Source organism: Micromonospora sp. NPDC049645, assembly GCF_040675155.1.
GTDB lineage: Bacteria > Actinomycetota > Actinomycetes > Mycobacteriales > Micromonosporaceae > Micromonospora.
This window is the reverse complement of the sequence record NZ_JBFAOI010000018.1, coordinates 1-20,172: the sequence shown is the minus strand read 5'-3', so window position 1 is coordinate 20,172 and position 20,172 is coordinate 1. Positions and strand designations below refer to the sequence as shown.

The 20,172-nt window shown below is 72.6% G+C and carries 25 protein-coding genes, 1 tRNA gene and 1 pseudogene; 4 read left to right on the top strand and 23 right to left on the bottom strand.

Going from position 1 to position 20,172, the window contains the following annotated elements:
* Positions 1 to 4: 4 nt before the first annotated feature.
* The 14 genes from AB0J33_RS27940 to AB0J33_RS27875 form a co-directional block, all read right to left on the bottom strand.
* Positions 5 to 1,183, bottom strand: a complete 1,179-nt coding sequence (locus tag AB0J33_RS27940) for a globin domain-containing protein (protein WP_363617526.1) — start codon at positions 1,181 to 1,183, stop codon at positions 5 to 7.
* Between the two features lie 2 nt (positions 1,184 to 1,185).
* Positions 1,186 to 1,584: a group 1 truncated hemoglobin gene (locus AB0J33_RS27935; protein ID WP_363617524.1), complete on the bottom strand. Its 399-nt coding sequence runs from the start codon at positions 1,582 to 1,584 to the stop codon at positions 1,186 to 1,188.
* Between the two features lie 258 nt (positions 1,585 to 1,842).
* Positions 1,843 to 2,439, bottom strand: a complete 597-nt coding sequence (locus AB0J33_RS27930) for a MerR family transcriptional regulator (RefSeq protein ID WP_363617522.1) — start codon at positions 2,437 to 2,439, stop codon at positions 1,843 to 1,845.
* Between the two features lie 195 nt (positions 2,440 to 2,634).
* Positions 2,635 to 3,099: a bifunctional nuclease family protein gene (locus AB0J33_RS27925; protein WP_030327706.1), complete on the bottom strand. Its 465-nt coding sequence runs from the start codon at positions 3,097 to 3,099 to the stop codon at positions 2,635 to 2,637.
* Positions 3,100 to 3,283: 184 nt separating this feature from the next.
* Positions 3,284 to 3,985: a MerR family transcriptional regulator gene (locus AB0J33_RS27920; RefSeq protein ID WP_363617644.1), complete on the bottom strand. Its 702-nt coding sequence runs from the start codon at positions 3,983 to 3,985 to the stop codon at positions 3,284 to 3,286.
* Between the two features lie 50 nt (positions 3,986 to 4,035).
* A complete protein-coding gene (locus AB0J33_RS27915) occupies positions 4,036 to 4,488 on the bottom strand; it encodes an FHA domain-containing protein (protein WP_007071101.1) in 453 nt (150 codons plus the stop codon).
* A 214-nt stretch (positions 4,489 to 4,702) separates the two neighbouring features.
* On the bottom strand, positions 4,703 to 5,083 hold the full coding sequence (gene gcvH, locus AB0J33_RS27910) for a glycine cleavage system protein GcvH (protein ID WP_363617519.1): 381 nt from the start codon (positions 5,081 to 5,083) through the stop codon (positions 4,703 to 4,705).
* 61 nt (positions 5,084 to 5,144) lie between these two features.
* Positions 5,145 to 6,179: a DUF881 domain-containing protein gene (locus tag AB0J33_RS27905; protein ID WP_363617517.1), complete on the bottom strand. Its 1,035-nt coding sequence runs from the start codon at positions 6,177 to 6,179 to the stop codon at positions 5,145 to 5,147.
* An 11-nt stretch (positions 6,180 to 6,190) separates the two neighbouring features.
* Complete coding sequence (locus tag AB0J33_RS27900; protein ID WP_030327710.1) at positions 6,191 to 6,523, bottom strand: small basic family protein; 333 nt, start codon at positions 6,521 to 6,523, stop codon at positions 6,191 to 6,193.
* A complete protein-coding gene (locus AB0J33_RS27895) occupies positions 6,520 to 7,464 on the bottom strand; it encodes a DUF881 domain-containing protein (protein ID WP_363617515.1) in 945 nt (314 codons plus the stop codon). Before AB0J33_RS27895 ends, AB0J33_RS27900 begins: the two co-directional genes overlap by 4 nt.
* Entirely contained in the window at positions 7,461 to 8,093 is a 633-nt protein-coding gene (locus AB0J33_RS27890) for a CDP-alcohol phosphatidyltransferase family protein (RefSeq protein WP_363617513.1), read from the bottom strand. The genes AB0J33_RS27895 and AB0J33_RS27890 overlap by 4 nt, the downstream gene beginning before the upstream one ends.
* A gap of 294 nt (positions 8,094 to 8,387) precedes the next feature.
* On the bottom strand, positions 8,388 to 8,849 hold the full coding sequence (locus tag AB0J33_RS27885) for a MarR family transcriptional regulator (protein WP_363617511.1): 462 nt from the start codon (positions 8,847 to 8,849) through the stop codon (positions 8,388 to 8,390).
* 56 nt (positions 8,850 to 8,905) lie between these two features.
* Entirely contained in the window at positions 8,906 to 10,078 is a 1,173-nt protein-coding gene (locus AB0J33_RS27880) for a PP2C family protein-serine/threonine phosphatase (protein ID WP_363617509.1), read from the bottom strand.
* A gap of 71 nt (positions 10,079 to 10,149) precedes the next feature.
* Positions 10,150 to 10,896 carry an SAM-dependent methyltransferase gene (locus tag AB0J33_RS27875; RefSeq protein WP_363617507.1) on the bottom strand — a complete coding sequence of 249 codons (747 nt, stop codon included), beginning with the start codon at positions 10,894 to 10,896 and terminating at the stop codon, positions 10,150 to 10,152.
* 115 nt (positions 10,897 to 11,011) lie between these two features.
* On the opposite strand from AB0J33_RS27875, the gene AB0J33_RS27870 reads away from it, so the two are divergent.
* The 3 genes from AB0J33_RS27870 to AB0J33_RS27860 all read left to right on the top strand — a co-directional run bounded on the left by AB0J33_RS27870 (position 11,012) and on the right by AB0J33_RS27860 (position 12,682).
* Complete coding sequence (locus tag AB0J33_RS27870; RefSeq protein ID WP_363617505.1) at positions 11,012 to 11,896, top strand: universal stress protein; 885 nt, start codon at positions 11,012 to 11,014, stop codon at positions 11,894 to 11,896.
* A 100-nt stretch (positions 11,897 to 11,996) separates the two neighbouring features.
* Positions 11,997 to 12,209 carry a hypothetical protein gene (locus tag AB0J33_RS27865; protein WP_030327717.1) on the top strand — a complete coding sequence of 71 codons (213 nt, stop codon included), beginning with the start codon at positions 11,997 to 11,999 and terminating at the stop codon, positions 12,207 to 12,209.
* Positions 12,206 to 12,682: a hypothetical protein gene (locus AB0J33_RS27860; RefSeq protein ID WP_363617503.1), complete on the top strand. Its 477-nt coding sequence runs from the start codon at positions 12,206 to 12,208 to the stop codon at positions 12,680 to 12,682. The genes AB0J33_RS27865 and AB0J33_RS27860 overlap by 4 nt, the downstream gene beginning before the upstream one ends.
* Here AB0J33_RS27860 and AB0J33_RS27855 read toward each other — a convergent pair whose 3' ends face one another.
* Positions 12,683 to 12,886 carry a hypothetical protein gene (locus AB0J33_RS27855; RefSeq protein ID WP_363617501.1) on the bottom strand — a complete coding sequence of 68 codons (204 nt, stop codon included), beginning with the start codon at positions 12,884 to 12,886 and terminating at the stop codon, positions 12,683 to 12,685.
* Between the two features lie 134 nt (positions 12,887 to 13,020).
* Here AB0J33_RS27855 and AB0J33_RS27850 point away from each other — a divergent pair, with 134 nt between their 5' ends.
* Positions 13,021 to 13,671, top strand: coding sequence for a hypothetical protein (locus AB0J33_RS27850; RefSeq protein WP_363617499.1), 651 nt, complete (start codon positions 13,021 to 13,023; stop codon positions 13,669 to 13,671).
* Between the two features lie 5 nt (positions 13,672 to 13,676).
* On the opposite strand, the gene AB0J33_RS27845 is transcribed toward AB0J33_RS27850, so the two are convergent.
* The 8 genes and pseudogenes from AB0J33_RS27845 to AB0J33_RS27810 all read right to left on the bottom strand — a co-directional run.
* Positions 13,677 to 13,862 (bottom strand): hypothetical protein, encoded by a 186-nt coding sequence (locus tag AB0J33_RS27845; protein WP_036410487.1) that lies wholly within the window; start codon positions 13,860 to 13,862, stop codon positions 13,677 to 13,679.
* A gap of 72 nt (positions 13,863 to 13,934) precedes the next feature.
* Positions 13,935 to 15,212: a hemolysin family protein gene (locus AB0J33_RS27840; protein ID WP_363617497.1), complete on the bottom strand. Its 1,278-nt coding sequence runs from the start codon at positions 15,210 to 15,212 to the stop codon at positions 13,935 to 13,937.
* Positions 15,213 to 15,287: 75 nt separating this feature from the next.
* Positions 15,288 to 15,485: a hypothetical protein gene (locus AB0J33_RS27835; protein WP_363617495.1), complete on the bottom strand. Its 198-nt coding sequence runs from the start codon at positions 15,483 to 15,485 to the stop codon at positions 15,288 to 15,290.
* Positions 15,486 to 15,554: 69 nt separating this feature from the next.
* Positions 15,555 to 17,339 (bottom strand): selenocysteine-specific translation elongation factor, encoded by a 1,785-nt coding sequence (gene selB / locus AB0J33_RS27830; protein ID WP_363617493.1) that lies wholly within the window; start codon positions 17,337 to 17,339, stop codon positions 15,555 to 15,557.
* Between the two features lie 2 nt (positions 17,340 to 17,341).
* The gene (gene selA, locus AB0J33_RS27825; protein ID WP_363617491.1) at positions 17,342 to 18,646 is read right to left on the bottom strand and encodes an L-seryl-tRNA(Sec) selenium transferase; all 1,305 of its coding nucleotides are present in this window, start codon (positions 18,644 to 18,646) and stop codon (positions 17,342 to 17,344) included.
* A gap of 23 nt (positions 18,647 to 18,669) precedes the next feature.
* Positions 18,670 to 18,765: transfer RNA gene (locus AB0J33_RS27820), tRNA-Sec, on the bottom strand.
* Positions 18,766 to 18,778: 13 nt separating this feature from the next.
* Positions 18,779 to 19,996, bottom strand: coding sequence for an NrfD/PsrC family molybdoenzyme membrane anchor subunit (gene nrfD, locus AB0J33_RS27815; RefSeq protein ID WP_363617489.1), 1,218 nt, complete (start codon positions 19,994 to 19,996; stop codon positions 18,779 to 18,781).
* Positions 19,993 to 20,172, bottom strand: a pseudogene (locus AB0J33_RS27810) (4Fe-4S ferredoxin); the annotation flags it as partial. The pseudogene AB0J33_RS27810 and the gene nrfD, both read right to left, overlap by 4 nt.

Genomic DNA, 20,172 nt, shown 5'->3' with positions numbered 1-20,172 from the left:
GCGCTCACCTGTGCCCACCTCCCGAAGTGTCATCCGCGGCCGACTGCACCGCCGTCCGCCACGCCGGGCCGTACCACTGCGCGCCCAGGCCCTCGTGATGCACCTGACCCGCGTGGAAACCCGCCTGAAGCAACGCCTGCACCGCGTGCGACACCATCTCGTCCGACCCGCACACGAACACGTGCCGGGAACGCCAGTCACCGTCGGCCAACGCCCGGTCCACCGCGTGCACGAACTCCCCCGGCCGGTGCACGTCGGCACCCACCACGTACGTCACCGTCAACCACGGATACGACGACGCCAACTTGTCGATCGCGTCGCTGTCGTAGAACTCGCTGCGCGACCGGGCCCCCACGTACAGATCCACCCGCCGCCGGGAACCCTCCGCGGCGACCTGCTCCACCAACGCCTTCACCGGCGCCCAGCCAGTGCCCGAGACCAACAACAACAGGTCACTCGAGCCCGCCGACCACAACCCCAGCCGGTCCCCCACCGGCGCCGCCAGGTGGATCCGATCCCCCACCGCCGACCCGTACACCAACCGCGACGACACCGCGCCGCCCGGCGCGGCCCGCACGTGCAACTCCAGCGTGCCGTCCGCGCGCGGCGCGTTCGCCGGCGAGTAGTACCGCCACGAACGCACCGACGGGTGCGACACCCCGATCGACTGACCCGGAGTGAACGGCAACAGGTACTGCGGACGCACCGTCAACACCGCCACGTCGAACGCCCGCCGCTCGTGCGCCACGATCTCCGCCACCCACCACGGCGGATTGACCGCCTCGGCGGCCTGGGCGGCCTCCGTCATCACCTGGGCGACCAACCCGTACGCGGCCGTCCAGTCCGCCGCCAACTCGTCGGTCCACTGCTCGGCGAGGAAATGCTGCAACGTCGCCACCAGCGCCTCACCGACGGCCGGGTAATGCTCCGCCCGGACCGCGAACTTACGGTGATCCGCGCCGAGATCCTGCAGGAAACCCACCAACCGGTCCACCTGGTCCACATTGGACACGATGTGGCCCAACGCGGTCACCAGGCGATCCCGCTGCCCGGCCATGTTCGTCGGGAACATCTGCCGGGTCTCAGGGTGAGCGAGAAACAACGTCGAGTAGAAGTAGAGCGGCACCTGGTCGCCGTGCCCGGCGACCACCGACCAGCTCTGCTTGAGGCGGGCCGCGTCCACGCTCAGGCGCCCGACCTGTTCTCGGCAGCCACCACCTGGTCCTGCACCTGACCCAACACGGTCTGCACATGGGCGAGGGTGTCGGACGGCACACCCAACTGCGTCAACGTGGCCGTCAGGTGCTCACCCACCTTCGCGTAGTGCGCCGCCGGAATGTTCAACGGCTGGTGCGCCTCGGCCAACCCGCGACCCGTGTACTCGTTCGGGCCGCCCAGCACCACGGTCAACATCAACGCCAGGTGCCGCCGCTGACCGGCCATGTCCACATCGGCGAAGTAACCCGCCAACTCCGGGTCCGCGAGCACCTTGTCGTAGAACAGCTCAACGGCCGCCTTGACCGAGCTGGCACCGCCAATGCGGTCGTAGTGCGAGGCGGGAGCGGTCTCTTCCGTAACCGTCACGGTCGTTCCTTCCGGGGGTGAGGGTCCAGAACCGTGAGGGACCATAGCGTGTCAAGCGCCGCCGGTCAGCGCCCCCCTATCGGGTTCGCGACAAAACGCCCGCACACACCGTCACCACTACCGCCGGGTTTTCCACAATCGGCCACCGCAACGACACCCACAGTATCGACTGTGGACCGCGCCGACCTGACGACCGCGGCCACCGTCACCCACGGTCGCGAGGAAACCACCCGAAAAAAAACCGGAAGCCCGGGGCGTTCAGCCGGCCCGCCGCCGCGCCCGCCGCGCCGCCAACTCGTCACCCAGCGGATCCGGACCCGACACCACCGCCGGCTCCACCGGGCCGCTCGCCGCCGGCTCCGCCGGCAGATGCGACAACGACCCCTGGATCTCCTTGAAGGCCCCACCGATCGCGATGCCGAAGACCCCCTGGCCACCCTGCAACAGGTCGACCACCTCCTCCGGAGACCGGCACTCGTACACCGTCGTCCCATCAGAGATCAGCGTGATCCCGGCCAGATCCTCCACACCACGCGACCGCAGCGCCTCGATCGCCTTACGGATGTTCTGCAGGGACACCCCCGCGTCCAACAACCGCTTCACGACCTTCAACACCACCAGGTCCCGGAACGAATACAGCCGCTGCGTCCCCGAACCCGAAGCATCCCGAACGCTCGGCACCACAAGCGTCGTCCGCGCCCAATAATCCAACTGCCGGTAACTGATGCCCACCGCGTGGCAGGCCGTCACACCCCGGTAGCCGACCGAACCGTCACCCTCGGCCGCCACACCTGGCGCCGACGCACCCGGCTCGTCGAACTCTCCACCCGGATCGGAATCCCGCGGCTCGTGCATCCGGACAACCTCCCCGTCAGTGTGGCGACGCGTCGTTTCCTCCGACGCGCACCCCTCGACATGGAAACCCTATAGCCACCGCCAGGGGTAACCACGGAGGAACCGACGCGACACGCCGCGCAGCCACCAGGAAAGATCACCAACCGCACCCGGACATCACCCACCGTGACACCCGGCGCGAAACCGAAGCCCACCTCAGCCCGCGAAATCCTCCGGACGCACCTGCTCCAGGAACTCGCGGAACTTCTCCACCTCGTCCTCCTGCTCATCAGGAATGACGATCCCCGCCTCGCTGAGGACCTGCTCCGCACAACGAATCGGCGCACCGACACGCAACGCCAACGCGATCGAATCGCTCGGACGCGCCGACACCCGCACCCCATCGCCGATCAACAGATCCGCGTAGAACACGTTCTCCTTCAGCTCGGTGATCTCCACCGCCTGCAAGGGCGCCTTCAACGCCGCCAACACGTCCCGCAGAAGATCATGCGTCAACGGCCGGGCCGGCTTGACCCCCTGCTGCTCATAAGCGATAGCCGTCGCCTCGACCGCGCCGATCCAGATCGGCAGATAGCGGTCCCCCTCGACCTCCCTGAGCAGGACGATCGGCTGGTTGCTGGGCAGCTCCACCCGAACTCCGACCACGCTCAGCTCGCGCACCGCCGCCTCCGTGTCGTTGTCACCTACGCCGCACCGCGCCCTTCCCTGCACGGTACACGGACCGCGACACGGCCGTCCCATGCGCTACAGCACCACGCCCGCGCCAGAAAGGGGTTACCCCGGCAAGCCTACGGCACGCTTCCCGGAAGAGATCTTTCCGCTCAGCCACCACCCGCCGGGACCCTCACCGACCCAACGTCGAACGCAAACCCACCCGCACCAACGCCGCGTGCAACTGCTCCGACAACGCCACCAACTCACGCGCCGTCTCCGCAGCCCGCGCCCGCGCCGCCGGATCACTCTGCCGCGCCAACGGCGCCACCAACTGCGCGAACAAACCGACCTCCCGGTCCGCCGCCGTCCGATAACCCCGCAGGTGCCGCGGCTCCAACCCGTACGACGCCAACCCCGCCACCGCCGACGCGATGATCAAAGCGTCCGCGTCATACCACCCCGGCGGATCCGACACCAGCACACCGAGCCGCTCCAACTCCACCAACGTCGACTCGTCGATCCCACTGCGCGCCACCAGATCCGCCCGGCCGAGCCGCACCTGCGACGACTCGGCCGGCTCCGGCACCTCACGACCCGGCACCGCACCATCGGGACCAACCGCCACCAACGCCGGCCGCGACCGCCCCGGCTGCTCGCCGGACGAATCCCACTGGGCCAACTGCTCACGGATCACCCGCAACGGCAGGTACTTGTCCCGCTGCGCGGTCAACACGAACCGCAACCGCGCCACATCGTCCCAGCTGTACTTCCGGTAACCCGCCGCCGTCCGCTGCGGCTCGACCAAACCCTCGGCCTCAAGAAACCGCAGCTTCGAAATCGTGGTGTCCGGAAAATCCACCCGCAACTGCCCGAGCACCTCACCGATGCTCATCAGCGGCTGAGACCGGGCCGCCCCCGGTGACGTGGAGGCCGCAGGCTCGTTCACCCCCGGCCGGCCTCCTCCTCCGGGCGCGGACCGGCGATGAACACCACCCGGAACTTACCGATCTGAACCTCGTCACCATTGCTCAAAGTGGCCGCCTCAACCCGCTCACGATTGACATACGTGCCATTCAAGCTACCCACATCCCGCACCGTGAACGTCCCACCGTCACGGTGGAACTCCGCATGCCGACGCGACACCGTCACGTCGTCGAGGAAGATGTCACTGTCCGGGTGCCGGCCACTGGTCGTCACATCGTGGTCCAACAGGAACCGGGCACCCGCATTCGGGCCCCGACGAACCACCAGCAGCGCCATACCCGGCGGCAACGAACCGGACATCCGGCTCGGCACCACATCGGTATCCGGCCCCTCAAGCACTTCGTCGAGCGAACCGAGATTGAGCGTCGAAGTGACGTCGAGCGGGGGGAACTCGTCGTCTGGCCGCGTCATGGGACCACCTCACGGATCTGTTCGGTCGGCGTCGGGTAATGGCGGGTCTGGCCGCCGGGCACATGCACACCCGGCGGCTGGCTCCCCGTGCCCGGGAAGGCAATTCCGCAACGCTCAACTAATGGGTTCTCGGTCGACTGGGCGAGCCTAGCCAGCGCCGAAATGCAGGGCAACCGGACGCGCGCAGACATCCCACGCACCGGATCAAGCACACTCAGCCTTCGGTGATCTTCTGATACGCGGCCGCCGTCAGCAACCCGTCCGTCGCCGTCGGATCATTCGGCGTGATCTCCACCAACCAACCCTCACCGTACGGATCAGTGTTGATCAGCTCAGGCGTGTCACCCAACGCCTCGTTACGCGCCGCGACCGTACCGGCGACCGGCGCGTAGATCTCCGACACACTCTTGGTCGACTCGATCTCACCCAACGAGTCACCGGCCGCGACCACCGCACCCGCCTCGGGCAACTGCACGTACACGATGTCACCGAGCGCGTCCTGGGCGAAGTGCGTGATGCCGACCCGGACCGAAGCCGTGCCGTCACCCGCCACCCACTCATGCTCGGCGGTGTATCGCAGATCCTCGGGAATCACCAGACGCGTCCTTCATCCATCGGTGCCCCGGACCACCCGGGTCCGGCGCGGCCGCGGCCGGTCAGGAGACCGGACGGGCGTGTTCCAACTTGATCGGCACGTGCAGCGCCGAAACCTCGGCAACCTCACGCTCCCCAAACGTCACGTTACCGCCGCCACCCCGAACCGACGCCACCACCCCACCAGGAATGTTCAACGCCGTACGCATCGTCGCCGGATCACCGATCACCGTGATCGTGAACGGACCCGTCAACCGGCGCCCCTCCACGACCAACGACCCGTTGTCCCCGTCCAGGAAGTACGTCGACGCGATGATCCGCACCGTCGCCCGATCCCCACCGGAAATCTGCATCGCCTCGGCGCCCGCACCGCGCAGCTCCTGCACCGCGTCCAACACCCGGTTCGCCGAGATCGGCTTGGCCCCGGCGTCGAACTGCACCGTCAACCCCGGCCCCACCGCCGGCAACGTACCCGCCAGGATGCCCAACTCGTCCGCCCGCCGCGTCGCCTCGTCCAACGCCGCCTGACGACCCTGCTCACCCGAACGCAACTGCCGCTGGCTGTCCTCCAGAGCCCGGATGTCCTGCTGGAGACGGTTCTCCCGCGCATCCAGATCCGACAGGATCCGGACCAGGTCCTCCTGCCGCGTCGCCCCCAACGTCGGGTCCGTCGACGTCGTCTTCAACTGCACGACCAACGTGAACCCCAGCAACGCCAACAACGCGACGATCATCACCCCGGCCGCGCTCCACCGGGACCGACCCGCCACCACCGGCGCCGCCGAACCCCCGCCCGGCGCCGCCGAACCGTCGGCCGGCTCCGCCAACCCGTCAGAAACCGCGACCGGCTCCCCCGACCGCGCCATCACGCTCAGGTCCACCGTCGCACCGTCGTCGACCGGCTCCACACCCGGCTCCACCGCCGGCTCGTCATCCGCCGGCGGCGGCTGCGCGGGCCCCTGCGGCGCCAACGGGCTCAGCTCGTCCGGATCCGGCGCGTCCGGCCGCGGATCCGGCTCACCCGCCGGCCCACCCGGCCGCCCCGGACCCGCCGGCTGCGGCCACCCGGTCCCCGTGTCGGTCTGCTCATCGCTCATCGCAACCCAACCTACGCCCGGAACAGGTGCCGACGGATCGCCGCCACGTTGCCGAAGATACGCACACCCAACACAACGACCACACCGGTGGACAACTGCCCACCCACCCCCAACTGGTCACCCAGATACACGATCAGACCAGCGACCAACACGTTCGAAATGAACGACACCACGAACTGCTTGTCATCGAAGATGCGGTCCAACCGGGCCCGCACCCCGCCGAACACCGCGTCCAACGCGGCCACCACCGCGATCGGCAGGTACGGCTGCAACGCCGCCGGCACCGTGGGATCGAGCCACACGCCCAGCACCACACCGGCGAGCAACGCCAGCACCGCGATCATCGGCCACCTCCGGAGGGGCTAACAGTCGTCGCCGGACCGGACGACCCGGGACTGCCGGACCGGACACCCGACGCGGAAGGGCTCGGACTGACCGACGGCTTGGCGTAGCGTAGCTGCGGCTCCGGCGCCGCCGGCAGGGTGAGGTCATCGGACTCCCGCACACCGAACGACAACCCGGTCTTCTGCGCGACCTCCCGCATCAGCGCCGCGTTCCGGCTGTCCTCGAACTTGCGCCGCATCGACCCCGGCCCGATCGCCGACACCTCGTACGGCCCGGTCACCGGCCGGAAATCCACGAGCATCGCCTCACCCGCGGACCGGATCGTCGACGTCGACGTCAACCGCTGCCCGTTGATGGCGATCGCCTCCGCACCGGCACTCCACAACGCGTTCGCCACCCCCTGCAGGTCGCTGTAGAGCACCCGCGGCGGCCCCGCCCCGGCCCCGGTCACCGCGTCCGCGTTGTCCGGCGCGTCTGCCAACCGCACCACCACACCATCACCGCGCACCCGACCCAGCCCGGTGCTCGCCTCCAGGTCACGCAGCCGGGCGGCGGCCGACCCGCTCAACGCCGCGTCCCGCTGCCGGCTGACCTCCTCACGCAGCTGGTCCGCCCGCGTGGACAACCGGTCGGTCTGGCTCTCCCGATCCTTGATCTGCGCCACCAGACCCGACCGGGCCTGACTACGCCCCGGCTCGTCCGCCATCGTCTGCCGGTACGCGACCGCGAACAGAAAACCGAGCAGCACCACCACGACCAGGCTGACCGACCGCGACGGCCAGACCCGCCACCCGCGCGGCGGCTCGGACCCCGCCGAACGCCGACGGGCGGCAGCCGCGTCCGCGTACCCCGGATCCAACGGGTTGCGAAACAGTTCGGTGAGGAAGTCCGGCGCGTACACCCGGTCCTGGCCGGGTTTGCCGAGCCGCGGCGCGCTCACGCCGCCGCTCCCGGTGCGCGCGCCGCGCGCACCAGTCGGGCCGCCTGCACGACGTACATCCCGCCGGCCACCCAGTAGAGGACCAACCCCCACCAGGCCAACGCCCAACCGATGGCGCTCGCCGCCGTCGCGACGTCGGTCGCGGCGGTGGCCAACAGCAGCACCGGGAACGCCGCGAGAAGCAGGAACGTCGCCGTCTTACCCACGTAGTGCACCGGCGGCGGCCCGTACCCGTACCGGCGCAGCACCCCCAGCGAGGCGAGCAGGAGCACCTCACGGGCCAGCAGCGCCGCGGTGAACTGCCACGGCACCACCTCCCGCGCGGTGAACGCGACCAGGGTGGCGAGGATGTAGAGCCGGTCGGCCAGCGGGTCGAGCAGCTCGCCCAGGCGGCTCACCTGGCGCAGGCGCCGGGCGATCCAGCCGTCGACCCAGTCGGTGGTGCCGCCGATGGCGAGCACGACGACCGCCGCCACGTCGGCCCGTGCGACCAGGAACAGGTAGAGGAAGAGCGGCACGCCCAGCAACCGCCCGAAGCTGATCAGGTTGGGCAGGGTGAGCACCTGGTTGCCGGGAGCGTCGTCACCGGTGTCCCGCGGGTGCTCTGCCCGAGCCGGCCGACGCGACACCGATCCTCCTCCACGGCACGCGGCCCCCCGGCCGACGCCGGGCGCGGCTGAGGGTCGTACGCGCTGTCGGGCCGGCCACCGCCGGCTCTCCCCTGCGGCCCCGGGCGGGGCCCCTTCCCCTGATGCGGCCCGCGATCTCGATGATCGCGGGCCGGGTAGGTGCGCTGCCACTATATCGGGCTTCCTCTCGCGGGCCGGGCGCCGCCGCCGGGCTGTCGGTGCGGCTGTGCCGCGCTGTGGCGTGGGTCACCACGCGTAAAGCGTCCTAGGATAATGGTGGAAGCGGGGTGGTGCTCAGGCCGTCTGGACGGCCGGGTCGGTCTGCTGCTCCGGCACCGAGGTCGCCGCCCGCGCGAACGCGACAAGCGCCAGCAACAGGTCGTGCTGCGCCCTGGGCGGCATCCGATCCAGCACCGCCTGCACCGCACGCTGCCGCCGCTCGGCCAACTCCCCCAGCAGGGTCAGCGCCGCCGCGGTCGGCACCAGCCGCACCTCACGGCGGTCCCGGGGATCGGCCACCCGGCGCAACAGCCCCGTCGCCTCCAACCGGTCACACAGCCGACTCGCCGACGAGGGCACCACGTCCAGCAGCTCCGCCAACCCGTTGACGTTGGTCTCCGGTCGACCGCTGATCAGCGTGAGCACCCTCAGCTGGGTGGGCGGCACCTGATGCCGCGACGCGGCCGAGTCGAGCACAGCGATCAGCGTCTCGGCAGCCGCGTCGATCGCCGCGGCGAGATCCGCAGGTCGCTCCACCTGATGTCCCCTGCCGTCGTCGCGCTGGTGCCCGCCCGGCACGGCGGCGGCGAACCTCACCCCGTGCCCCGCTCACGCGGACCGTGCCAATCCAGACAGACCACGACCGCGTCGTCGCGCAGATCGGAATCCGCGTGGTAGGCGTGTAGTTCGCGCATCACCGTACCAACCGCCTCGGCTGGTGGCTGCAGCCGCGTGGCGCGCAGGGAACGCGCCATCATCCGCTGCCCGTACGGCTCCTGGCCCGGCGGCTCGGCGGCCCACACCCCGTCGCTGACCACGAAGAGGCGATCACCCGGGGCGAGTTGCACCTGCTGAAGCTCGTAGCGGGTCTCGGCGAACATGCCCAACGGCAGCTGCTGGTCCAGCTTCATCGGCTCGACCGTGGACCCTCGCATCCGCAACAGGTGCGGGGAACCCGCGTCGACCGCCCGCACCCGGCCGGAGCGGGTGTCCACCTCGAGCAGCAGGGTGGCGACGTACCGGCCGCCGCGGTGTTGGTAGAAGACCGTGTCCGAGGCCAGCTCGGCCTGTTCCACCAAACCTCCACCGGAGCGCCGCGCGTTGCGCATCGCGTTGACCGTCACGGCGGTCAACATGGACGCCGCCAGCCCACTGCCCTCGCCGTTGAGCACCGTCACGGTGAGCCGGTCACCGTCCAGGGACCAGTCGAAGTGGTCACCGCCCACGGTGTACGCCGGTTCGAGTTGGCCGGCCAACTCGAACGCGTGATGCGCCACACCACGACCGGGCAACAGGTCCCACTGCATCTCCGCGGCCATCGTCAGCCGCTCCCGACGGCGGGCCCGCCGATACCTGTCGGTCTCCCGGTCCGCCGCGCGCATCGCCACCGCGAGGGCGCCGGCGATGTCCGTCGCCCGGCCGGTCACCGTCGCGTTGGGTACGTCCGCCAGCTCGATCAACAGCACGCCCAGCCGCTCCCCCCACACCGTCAACGGCAGGTAGAGCCGGCACGGGCCCTCGCCGTCGCGCACCGGTTGCTGGCTGCTGAAACAGCGTTGCGCCATGGTGTGACAGGCCAGGAACCCGGCCGCCGGCAGGTCCGGGTCCAGCACCGGCCAGAGCCCGCTGATCCGGTAGTCGGCCACGAAGACGTCGGTGCGCAGCGCGCCCATCGCCGACCGGATCGCCCGGTCCGCCGCCTCCGCCAACTGGTCGGGCGGGGCCTCGCGCAACGCGCGCGACACCACGTCCGGCGCGTCTACCATCGTCGTCCTCCCCAGAAGCTTGCTATAGGGCAAGCATCATACGGACGCCCCCGGACGGTTGATCCGCGCGGTCAGTCGCCGGCCCGGGTCGCGAGCACGCCATGGAACGCGTCGGGCACCTGCGCCGGGGGACCTTCCGCACGCCACCGCGCGACCGGGACGATCCCGTCCGCCGTCGGCGCCCACCGACCGAGCAGCGGCGCGAACGCCGCCGGTGGACGCATCCGGAACTGCGGCCCCATCATCGCCAGCGCCTCCGGGTGACCCGCCAACTCCTCGGTGTCGAAATCCACCGCGAGCAGGCTGCCCGGCGCCGCCGCGGCGTACAGCTCGTCGAGGGTACGGGTCAGCGTGGCGTCGTCGAGGAACGCGGCCAACCCGAGGAAGACCACGCCGACCGGCCGCCGCCCCCACCCGGGCACGAAACGGTGCAGCTGCGCCGGGTCGACCGTGCCGATGTCCGTCGCGTCGCCGAAGCCGTAACCGGCCCGATCGCTGCCGGCGAGGATGCTCTGCCCCAACCGGATGGTGACCGGGTCGACGTCGGTGTAGAGCACCGTCGCGTCGGTGGCCACCTCGTGCACGTTGCCCATCGTGGGCACGCCGGCGCCGAACACCAGGAAGCCGTCCACGCCCTCGGCGGCCATGGCCCGCACCGCCCGACCCAGGAACGCCCGCAGCTCCCGGAACACCGGCGCGCACGGCCCGTACGCCTGCTCGAACGCGCTCGCGGCGGCCACGTCGACGGGGAAGTGATGCTGCCCGCCGAGCCAGTAATCGATCATGCGAGCGGTGCTCGGCTGGTCTGGTTCACCCATCGGCGGCGCTCCCTCCCGGCCGGTCGTCGCCAGCGTACCGACCGCGACCCGCTCTGCGGTATCGCGACGCGGGGGCGTCCACGCCCGCGATACTGGCCGCGAGCGGAGGTGGGCGGTGAACTCGGCGAACAACGCGGCGGTGGTGGTCGGCGTCGACGGCTCGGAGTCGGCGCTGCGCGCCGTACGCCTCGCCGCCACCGAGGCGACGCGCCGGCACCGACCACTACGGGTCGTGCACGGCTTCATCTGGCCGCTGCTGCACGTTCCGGTCTCCCCCGCCCCGGCCGCGCCGCCCGGCGGCGGCGGGCTGCGCCACCGGGCCGAGGAACTCGTCCAGGCCGCGGTGCGCGAGGCCGAGGCGACCGCACCGGACCTGTCGATCTCCGGGGAGATCATCGACGGGGAGGCCGCCGCGGTGCTGGTGGGTGAATCCCCCACCGCCGCGCTCATCGTGCTCGGCGACCGCGGGTTGGGCGGTTTCTCCGCGCTGGTGGTCGGCTCGGTCGCGGTGCAGGTCGCCGCGTACGCCGACTGCCCGGTCCTGGTGGCACGCGGCGCGCAACGCCCCGACGAGCCGGTGCTGGTCGCCATGGACGGCTCGCCGGCGTCCCGGCAGGCGGCGGAGTTCGCCGCCGAGACCGCTGTGTCGCGGGGCGTCGCGCTGGTGGCCGTGCACGCCTACCGACACCCCGGCAGCAGCGGCCCGGGTGACATGCAACCCCTGGTGTACGACGAGGCGAAGCTGCACCGCGAGCAGGAACGGATGCTCGCCGGGTGGCTGACCGGGCTCACCGACGACCACCCCGGTCTCCGGCTGACCTGCCGGGCGGTGCACGGTCGGCCCGGCGGGGTGCTCGCCGAGGCGTCCCGCTCCGCCCAACTCGCGGTCGTCGGCGGGCAGGGGCGCGGCGAGGTGACCGGGTTGCTGCTGGGGTCGGTGAGCCAGTCGATGCTGCACCACGCGCAGTGCCCGGTCGTCGTGGTCCGCGCGCCCCGTTAGACCCCCGGGGTTGGCCCGCCGCGAGACGGGTAGACGGCCGCGGTACGCCCAGCGGACGGCGGGCAGCAGCAGATGCCCAGACCGACGAAGGAGGCAGCAGATGCCAGGACCACGGCCGGGCAGCAACGCGTACGACAAGCAGCGGGCGCGGTTGCGCAACGCGATCGACGACTCCGGGCGTCGAGTACCCGACGGCAAGGCCAACCAAGTCGCCAACCGGATCCTGCAGGAGGATCGCGGCCAACGGGGCGTGGTACGCGGCGACCGCGCGTACGGCCCGAAGAGCGAGCGCGAACCGGGCGACCCGAAGTGAGGACGGTCGACGTGGCCGACGGCGCGATCGCGGGCGCCGTCGGCACCACCGCGCTGAACGTGGTCAGCTACCTCGACATGGCGCTGCGGGGACGACCGGAGAGCGACGTCCCACAGGAGACGGTCGACCGGCTGGCCGGGATCGCCCACGTGGACCTGGGCAACGGGGCCCGGGCGGCCAACCGCCGCTCGGGCCTCGGGCCGCTCATCGGCTACGGGGTCGGGGTCGCCGCGGGCGTCGCGTTCGCGCTCTACGCCGGTGCTCGACGCCAGCCGTTGCCGGTGGCCACCGGCCTGCTCGGCGCCGGCGTCATGACCATGACCGACGGGTCGATCACGGTGCTCGGGATCAGCGACCCGCGCACCTGGCGGCGCTCCGACTGGATCTCCGACATCATCCCGCACCTGGCGTACGGGCTGGCGGCCGCCGCCACCTGGAACAGGTTGCGGCGGCCGCCAGGTGGCGGTCACTGATCAGCGGACGTCGCTGTCGTCCTCGGCCACCGGCTCACCGGCCGGGCCGTACGGCGACACCTGCCCCTTGGGCACCGGTCGACCGGCGTCCCCGCGCGACGAGCCACTGTTGAGCGGGTGCCCGGTCGGCCTGGGCCCCTTGCTGTCCTGGCTGGTGGCTCCCTTGGCGTTGCGCCGGAACTCCTCCTGCTGTGGGTTGACCACGGGTGTCTCCCTTCCGGGGTACGGGGGCGGCATCGACCGCCTCCACCGCCGGCATACCCGCCCGCCCCGGCGGCATTCCGGCCGCGCACACCGGGGCGACGGCTAGCCGGGCCCCGAGTGGGTAAACCGTCCGGGTGGGCAACGATCGAAGTGTGGTGCGGGTCCTGCTCGACCGGCGTGGCCGCACGTACGCCGAGGAGGCCGGCATCCGGCTCGCCGACCGGCCCGGGCCGCTGTACCAGCTGCTGGTGTTGACCACTCTGCTGAGCACCCGGATCCGGGCGTGCGTGGCGGTGGACGCCGCGCGGGAGCTGTTCGCGGCGGGCTACCGCACCCCCCAGGCGATGGAGGCGGCCAGCTGGCAGGAACGCGTCGACGCGCTGGGCCGGGGCCACTACCGCCGCTACGACGAGCGCACCGCCACCATGCTCGGCAGCGGCGCCCGACTGTGCCTGGACCGCTGGCACGGTGACCTGCGGCGGCTGCACCGGGAGGCGCAGGGCGACCCGGCCGGGCTGCGGCGACGGCTCACCGAGTTCCCCGGCATCGGCCCCACCGGCGCGGACATCTACCTGCGTGAGGCGCAGTCGGTCTGGCCGGACGTGCGCCCGTACGCCGACCGTCGGGCCCTGGCCGGGGCGAAGCGGCTGGGCCTGCCGGGCACGCCGGACCGGCTCGCCGGTCTCGTCGACGAACCGGACTTCGGCCGGCTCGCCTCAGCGTTGGTGCGGGTGGCCCTCGGTGAGGAGTCCGCCGGTGAGGTCACCCGCGTCGCCGCCCGTTGAGGCGCTCACTTGACCGTCTTGTCCCCCGGGCGGGTCAGGTGCCACACCAGCAACGCGGCGAGCAGCGCCAGGACCACCACCCCGCCGGAGATGCCACGGCCCTCCTCGGGGCTGCGGCCGGCGCTACCGAAGTAGATCACCGCGAGGCCGGCCAGCACCGTGACGAACGTACGCAACCCTCGGTCCTTCACGTATGGCACGGTAGGCAGACCGCGCCCCGCATCGCGGCGATTCGGCCCTTTTGTCATCCCTCTGGGTGATGGTCAGCGTTCGGTGACGAAACCGCACAGCCGCACTCGGCGCACCGCCCGGTCGGCGACCTCCACCACCTGCAGGGTCAACCCGGGCAGCCGCACCGTCTCACCCGGCCCGTCCGGCAGGTGCCGCAGTCGGGCCAGGACCAGACCCGCCACCGTGGTGTAGTCCCGCGACAGCGGAAAACTCAGCCGCACCCCCAGATCCGGCAGGTCGTGCAGCGGGAAGTCACCGGGCACCAGCAGGGACCCGTCCGGCTCCCGGACGATCCCGTGCACGTCGCGGTCGGTCTCCTCGTACAATTCGCCGACCACCTCGGCCAGCAGGTCCTCCATGGTGACCATGCCGTCGATGCCGCCGTGCTCATCCACGACCAGAGCCAGTTGCTGATGCTCCTGCCGCAGCTGACGCATCGCGTCGGCGACCGGCAGGGTCACCGGCAGCAGCAACGGCGCGCGGACCCGCTCACCCACCGGGGCGCTGCCGGCCCGCACCAGGTCGCGGATGTGCACCACACCGAGCACCTCGTCCAGGCCGCCGGGACCGGTGACCGGAGCGCGGGAGCGCCCGGCGGACGCAAGCCGCCGGACCCCCTCGTCGGCGGCCAGGCCGGCCGGTAGCGTCGTCACCTCCCGGCGGGCCACCAGGATCTCCCGCAGCGTCCGGCCGGCGATGTCGAACGCACCCGTCAGGATCTCCCGTTGCTGGGCCGACAGGCCACGCTGGCTGGCCAGCATCTCCCGCAGCTCCTCCTCGGTCATCTCCTGCCGATTGGCCCGCGGATCACCGCCGGCGAGGCGCACGACCGCGTCGGTGGCCTGGCTGAGCAGCCACACCGCCGGCCGGGACACCCGGGCCAGCAGGTCCAGCGGGCCGGCGCTCAGCAACGCCCAACGCTCGGCCCGCTGCATGGCCAGCCGCTTCGGGGCCAACTCGCCGAGCACCAGCGTGACGAACGTCAGCAGGACGGTCACCAGCAGCACCGCGGCGGGACGCGCCGCCCCGCCGAGGAAGCCCAACGGGCCGACCAGCGGAGCGGCCAACGACACCGCCGCCGCCGCCGAGGCGAGGAATCCCGCCAGGGTGATACCGAGCTGGATCGTGGCCAGGTAGCGGTTCGGGTCGCGGGACAGTTGCACCAACCGGTCGCCGGCGCGGCTGCGCCGACCCAACCGCCGCAACTGCCCCTCGCGCAGGGTCACCAGCGCCATCTCACTGCCGGAGAGCGCGGCGTTGACCAGCACCAGCACGGCCACCAGCGCCAACTGCCCGAGCTGACCGCCCATCGCGCACCCCCGTCCGCCGCCTGAGGTCACTCAACCGCAGCGGGGCTCACCGCGGGCCCGGTTTGCGACCGCCGCTCAGTCGACCTCCAGGTCGTCCAGCGAGATGGAGTGGGTCATCAGCCAACGCGCCAGCGCCGACATCCCGAACAACCACAGCGGCACGGACTCGGTCGGGCCGCTGGTGGCGTAGATGGCGAATCGCAGGTCCGGCGCGCGGTACGCCTCGATCCGCCACTGGTGCTGCCGGTCCCGCCAGACCGCCGAAGGGTCCATGAGGTCACCGTAGGTGACGGCGATCGGCCCGGGGGCCGGTTGGCCCGGCACGCTGCCGCGGCGCTTCGCTCAGGTGACGACGATCCGGGCGTCGTCGGGCAGCCGACGGGTCGCACCCCGCCGGTCCAACAACTCCAGCAGGGGCACCGCCACCCGGCGGGTGGTGTCCAACGCCTGCCGGGCCGCCGAGAGGGTGAACGGCTGCGGCAACCCGGCCAACACCCGGACCGCGTCGTCGAGTGCGTCCGGCAGCAGCACCACGTTGTCGGCCAGCCGCAGCAACGCCCCGGCCCGCACCGCCGCGCCGATCTCCCGGGGACCCAGACCGAGGTCGACGAGGCGGTCCGCCTCGGGGGCCCGGAACGGCCGATCACCGTACTCGGCGCGGACCCTCCGCACGGCCAGGGCCACCGGTTCCGGCAGCGCGTCGGCGTTCGCCGCCCCGACCCGGCCAGCGTGGATCCGCAGCGGCGCCCGGACCAGCGCCTCGACCAACACCCGGTCGGGCAGGGCGAGGCGCTGACGCAGCGCGTCCACCGGCATCCCGGGCTCCAACGGGTGCTCCCGCGCGTGCCGGGCCACCTCCTCGGTCAGCCGCTCGCCGAGCCGCCCCCAGTACGCCGGGTCGGCCAGCCAGTCACCGGCCACCGGCTGCGCGCCCACCGGGCCGTGTCGCCCCGGCTCGACGTGCACCGGCACACCCATCCTCAGCAACGCGCCGGCCCGGATCAGCCGGCGCCGGCGCAACTCCCCCGCCAGGTCGGGTCGACCGTCCAACTCGGTGAGGACCTGCGCGCGGGCGGCGGCCGCACCCCGTCGGGCCAGCGGTGGGGGTGCCACGTCCAGCACCCGCACCCCGCCGCTGACGTGGTGCCGGCCCGGGTCCCGCAACAGCGCCCGGTCACCCACCAGCAACGGCAGCGGGCGGGCCAGCCGCAGCCGCACGGTGTCCGCGCCGAGCGGACGCACCCGTACCGGCACCGCCGCCGACCCGACGTGCAGGGTGAGGGTGGCCGGCAGGTCCGCGGCCGGGTCACCGGCGAGTCGGACGTCGACCAGGTCGGTGTGGTGGAAGCGGCCCGGGGTGAGCAACGCGTCACCGCGACCCAGCCGGTCGCGGGGCGTACCGCGCAGGTTCACCGCCACCCGGGCGACCGCCGCCGCCTCCGTGCGGGCCTCGCCCAGGCAGTGCAGGCCACGCACCCGGACCGGCTCGTCGGCGCCGGCCAACTCCAACGCGTCACCCACCCGCAGCCGGCCGGCGCCGAGGGTGCCGGTGACGACGGTGCCACTGCCCCGCACGGTGAAGCTGCGGTCCACCCAGAGCCGCACCGGGTCGTCCACCGCGGGGGCGGGCAACCCGGCGGCGAGCCGGTCCAGGGCCGCCCGCAGCTCCGGCAGGCCCGCGCCGGTCCGGCCACTGACCGCCACCGCCGGCACCGCGCCGAGGCTGGTCGCGGCGATCTCGGCCCGGGCACGGGCCATCGCCGGACCCGGGTCGGCCAGGTCCGCGCGGGTCACCGCCAACACGCCGTACGCCACACCGAGCGCGTCGAGCGCGGCCAGGTGCTCGGCGGACTGCGGCATCCAGCCCTCGTCGGCGGCCACCACGATCAGCGCCGCCGGGACCGGGCCGACCCCGGCGAGCATGTTCGGCACGAACCGCTCGTGCCCGGGTACGTCGACGAAGGCGACAGTGCCGCCGGACGGCAACGTCGTCCAGGCGAATCCCAGGTCGATGGTCATCCCCCGGCGGCGTTCCTCGGCCCACCGGTCGGGTTCCATCCCGGTCAACGCCCGGACCAGTGTCGACTTGCCGTGGTCGACGTGCCCGGCGGTCGCGACGACGAACACGTTCAATCGTCCCCGGGTACGCGCAGCACAGCCGCGCGGACGGCCTCGTCGGCGTCGGCGGGCACACACCGCAGGTCGAGCAGGAGCCGCCCGCGCACCACCCGGCCGAGGACCGGCTGCTCACCGGTGCGCATCGGCGCCGCGTACCGCTCGGGCAGGCTCAGCGCCCACGAGTCCAACTCGACCCCGGGGGCGCCGCCCCCGCCGACCACCGCGACGGCCGGCACCACCTCCGCCTTGCGGCCGTCCGCACCGAGCCGGTCCCGTAGCCGCTCCACCCGCTGACGCAGGGCACCCGGGTCGGCGTGCAGCGCCGCCCGGGTCGGGGTGTCCGGTTGGTGCAGGGTGGCGGCCAGCGCGGCCAGGGTGAGCTTGTCCACCCGCAGCGCCCGGGCCAGCGGGTGACGACGCAGCCGGTCGATCAGCTCGACGTCACCCAGCAGCAGCCCCGCCTGCGGGCCGCCGAGCAGCTTGTCACCGCTGGCGGTGACCAGCGCGGCGCCGGCGCGCAGGGTGCTGGCCGCGTCCGGCTCGTCGGGCAGCAGCGGGTCCGCGCCGAGCAGGCCGGAGCCGATGTCGGCGATCACCGGCACGCCGAGCGTGGCGAGTTCCCGTACCCCGGTGGCGGAGGTGAAACCGGTGACCCGGAAGTTCGACGGGTGCACCTTGAGCACGAAACCGGTCCGGGGGCCGATCACGGACGCGTAGTCCGCCAGGGTGGTGCGGTTGGTGGTGCCCACCTCGCGTAGCCGCGCCCCGGTGCTCTCCAGCAGGTCCGGCAGCCGGAAACCGTCACCGATCTCGACCAGCTCTCCCCGGCTGACCACGATCTCCCGACCGGCGGCCAACGCGGTGGCGGCCAGCACCAGCGCGGCGGCGCCGTTGTTGACCACGTGCACGGCGCCCGCGTCGGGCACGGCGGCGGCCAGCGCGTCGAGCGCGCCCCGGCCGCGGCGGGCCCGCCGGCCGGTGGTCAGGTCCAACTCGACGTCGGTGTGACCGGCGGCGGCCACCACCGCGGCGACCGCGGCGGCGGACAACGGCGCCCGGCCCAGGTTGGTGTGCAGCACCACGCCGGTGGCGTTGAGCACCACCCGGGGGCCGGGCGTGGGCAGCGCGGCGACCGCGGCGTCGCGTACCTCGTCGGGGTTGAGCTCACCGCGGCGGGCGCGCTCCTGCGCGTGGGTGACGACCGCCTTGACCTGCTCCCGGCCGAGGGTCGCGGTGGCCGCGGCCAGCACCGGGTCGGCGAGCAGCGTGTCGGTGCGGGGCACCCGACGTCGCGGGTCCACCGGGCCGTCGCCCATCACGTCATCTCCTGCAAGCGAGGTGGCGGAGACGGACGGGAATCGAACCCGCCTGGCCCGGGTCCCGGACCACTCCGGTTTTGAAGACCGGGAGGGGCACCAGCCGCCTGAACGCCTCCACCGGACATTCGATCACACCGCGGGCGGGACCGCCCGATCAGCTGGAAGATCCATGCCGGTCCGCCGAGCTTCGACCCGTTCGCGTTGCGGCACCACCGTGTACCGAGGGTCGCGGGCGGAGGCGACTCCGCCGTAGAAGATGCCGAACCGGGTCAACACCGACGCGGCCAGCAGCGCGGTTCCGGAGAGCGCCCCGACCACCCGGCTGCGCCGGCCCAGCAGCGCTCCGGTCACCCCACCGACGGTCAGCAGTCGCGCGGCGCGCAGCAACCGACCGGGTCGACCGACCCGGTAGGGCTCGCTGAGCAGGCCGAGACGGGTCTCCACCCGATGCGTGCCGTACAGCTCCAGGGCCGCGCCGGCCACCGCCATCCGGCGGGCCGGCCCCGCCTGGGACGGCGGCGCGGCCAGCAGACCCACGCCGGCGCCGCTGGCCAGCGCGCTGCCCGCGAAGATCATCGGCAACTCGGGGTACGCCTCGTGCCACGACGGCACCGCCGTGTCGGCCAGCAACACCCCGGTGTACGTGGCCAGCGCCGGCGCGGCGCCGGCGGCGAACAGCCCGGCGGCGTGCCCGATCGGCGGCAACACCCGGCCGGCCAGCCCGAGCAGACCGTGCCGGGGCAACACACCGGCGGCCTCGGCGATCGCGGCGACACCCGCCGCCGGCCCGTACGCGGTCAGGATCCAGGTGCCCATCGACATCGGCGAGGTCGGCTTGGCCACCCGGAGCATGTGATGAAACCGCGCCGGCCGGCCCAGGTCCCTGACCAGGAAGACGGCACTGGCGCTGATGGCGGCCAGCGCGGTGACCCGACCTGCGCGCCGCAGCGCGGGCCGGCCGGTGAGCTGCCCGCCCGCGGCCAGCAGCGACGAACCGGCGGCCAGACCACCGGTGAACAGGTACGCGGCGATGTCCCACTTCCAGACCGGCGCCTTCAGGATCGGCCGCCCGTAGTAGGACGTGAACTCGGCCTCCGGCACCCGCAGTTCCTCACCGCCACCGCCACGCCGCCTGCGCCGCCGACCGGAGGCTTCGGCGCCCCGCCGCGCGGTCAGGTCGCCCCGTCGACTGCCGACGGTGTCGCTGGCGGTGGCGGTCGCACGCTCCGCGCCGCTCGTGGCCCGCTGGTCGCTCGACTGTGGTCCGTCGCCGCCCTCGGCGGCGAGCCGCTCCCGGAAGCGCCGGAAGCGACGGAAGCGGTCGCCCACCGGCTCCGGTGAGGTCATGACGAACCTCCGACGAACGCGGCGACGGTGGCCGCCGCCATGGCGAGCGCGGCGAGGCCGGCGCGTTTCCACATGGCCGGTAGGTCGCGGGTGGTCACCACCGGGTCGGGCGGCAGCCCGTACACCTCGGGTTCGTCGAGGAGCAGGAAGAACGCCCCGTCACCGCCGACGCCGTC

Bases quoted from the DNA above. Each gene is read 5' to 3' on its own strand.
- AB0J33_RS27915 (WP_007071101.1), bottom strand. From the start codon at position 4,488: ATGACGCGGCCAGACGACGAGTTCCCCCCGCTCGACGTCACTTCGACG.
- nrfD (WP_363617489.1), bottom strand. From the start codon at position 19,996: ATGACCTCACCGGAGCCGGTGGGCGACCGCTTCCGTCGCTTCCGGCGC.
- AB0J33_RS27880 (WP_363617509.1), bottom strand. From the start codon at position 10,078: ATGGTAGACGCGCCGGACGTGGTGTCGCGCGCGTTGCGCGAGGCCCCG.
- AB0J33_RS27865 (WP_030327717.1), top strand. From the start codon at position 11,997: ATGCCAGGACCACGGCCGGGCAGCAACGCGTACGACAAGCAGCGGGCG.
- AB0J33_RS27875 (WP_363617507.1), bottom strand. From the start codon at position 10,896: ATGGGTGAACCAGACCAGCCGAGCACCGCTCGCATGATCGATTACTGG.
- selA (WP_363617491.1), bottom strand. From the start codon at position 18,646: ATGGGCGACGGCCCGGTGGACCCGCGACGTCGGGTGCCCCGCACCGAC.
- AB0J33_RS27930 (WP_363617522.1), bottom strand. From the start codon at position 2,439: ATGCACGAGCCGCGGGATTCCGATCCGGGTGGAGAGTTCGACGAGCCG.
- AB0J33_RS27920 (WP_363617644.1), bottom strand. From the start codon at position 3,985: ATGAGCATCGGTGAGGTGCTCGGGCAGTTGCGGGTGGATTTTCCGGAC.
- AB0J33_RS27835 (WP_363617495.1), bottom strand. From the start codon at position 15,485: ATGGACCCTTCGGCGGTCTGGCGGGACCGGCAGCACCAGTGGCGGATC.
- AB0J33_RS27900 (WP_030327710.1), bottom strand. From the start codon at position 6,523: ATGATCGCGGTGCTGGCGTTGCTCGCCGGTGTGGTGCTGGGCGTGTGG.
- AB0J33_RS27905 (WP_363617517.1), bottom strand. From the start codon at position 6,179: ATGAGCGATGAGCAGACCGACACGGGGACCGGGTGGCCGCAGCCGGCG.
- AB0J33_RS27840 (WP_363617497.1), bottom strand. From the start codon at position 15,212: ATGGGCGGTCAGCTCGGGCAGTTGGCGCTGGTGGCCGTGCTGGTGCTG.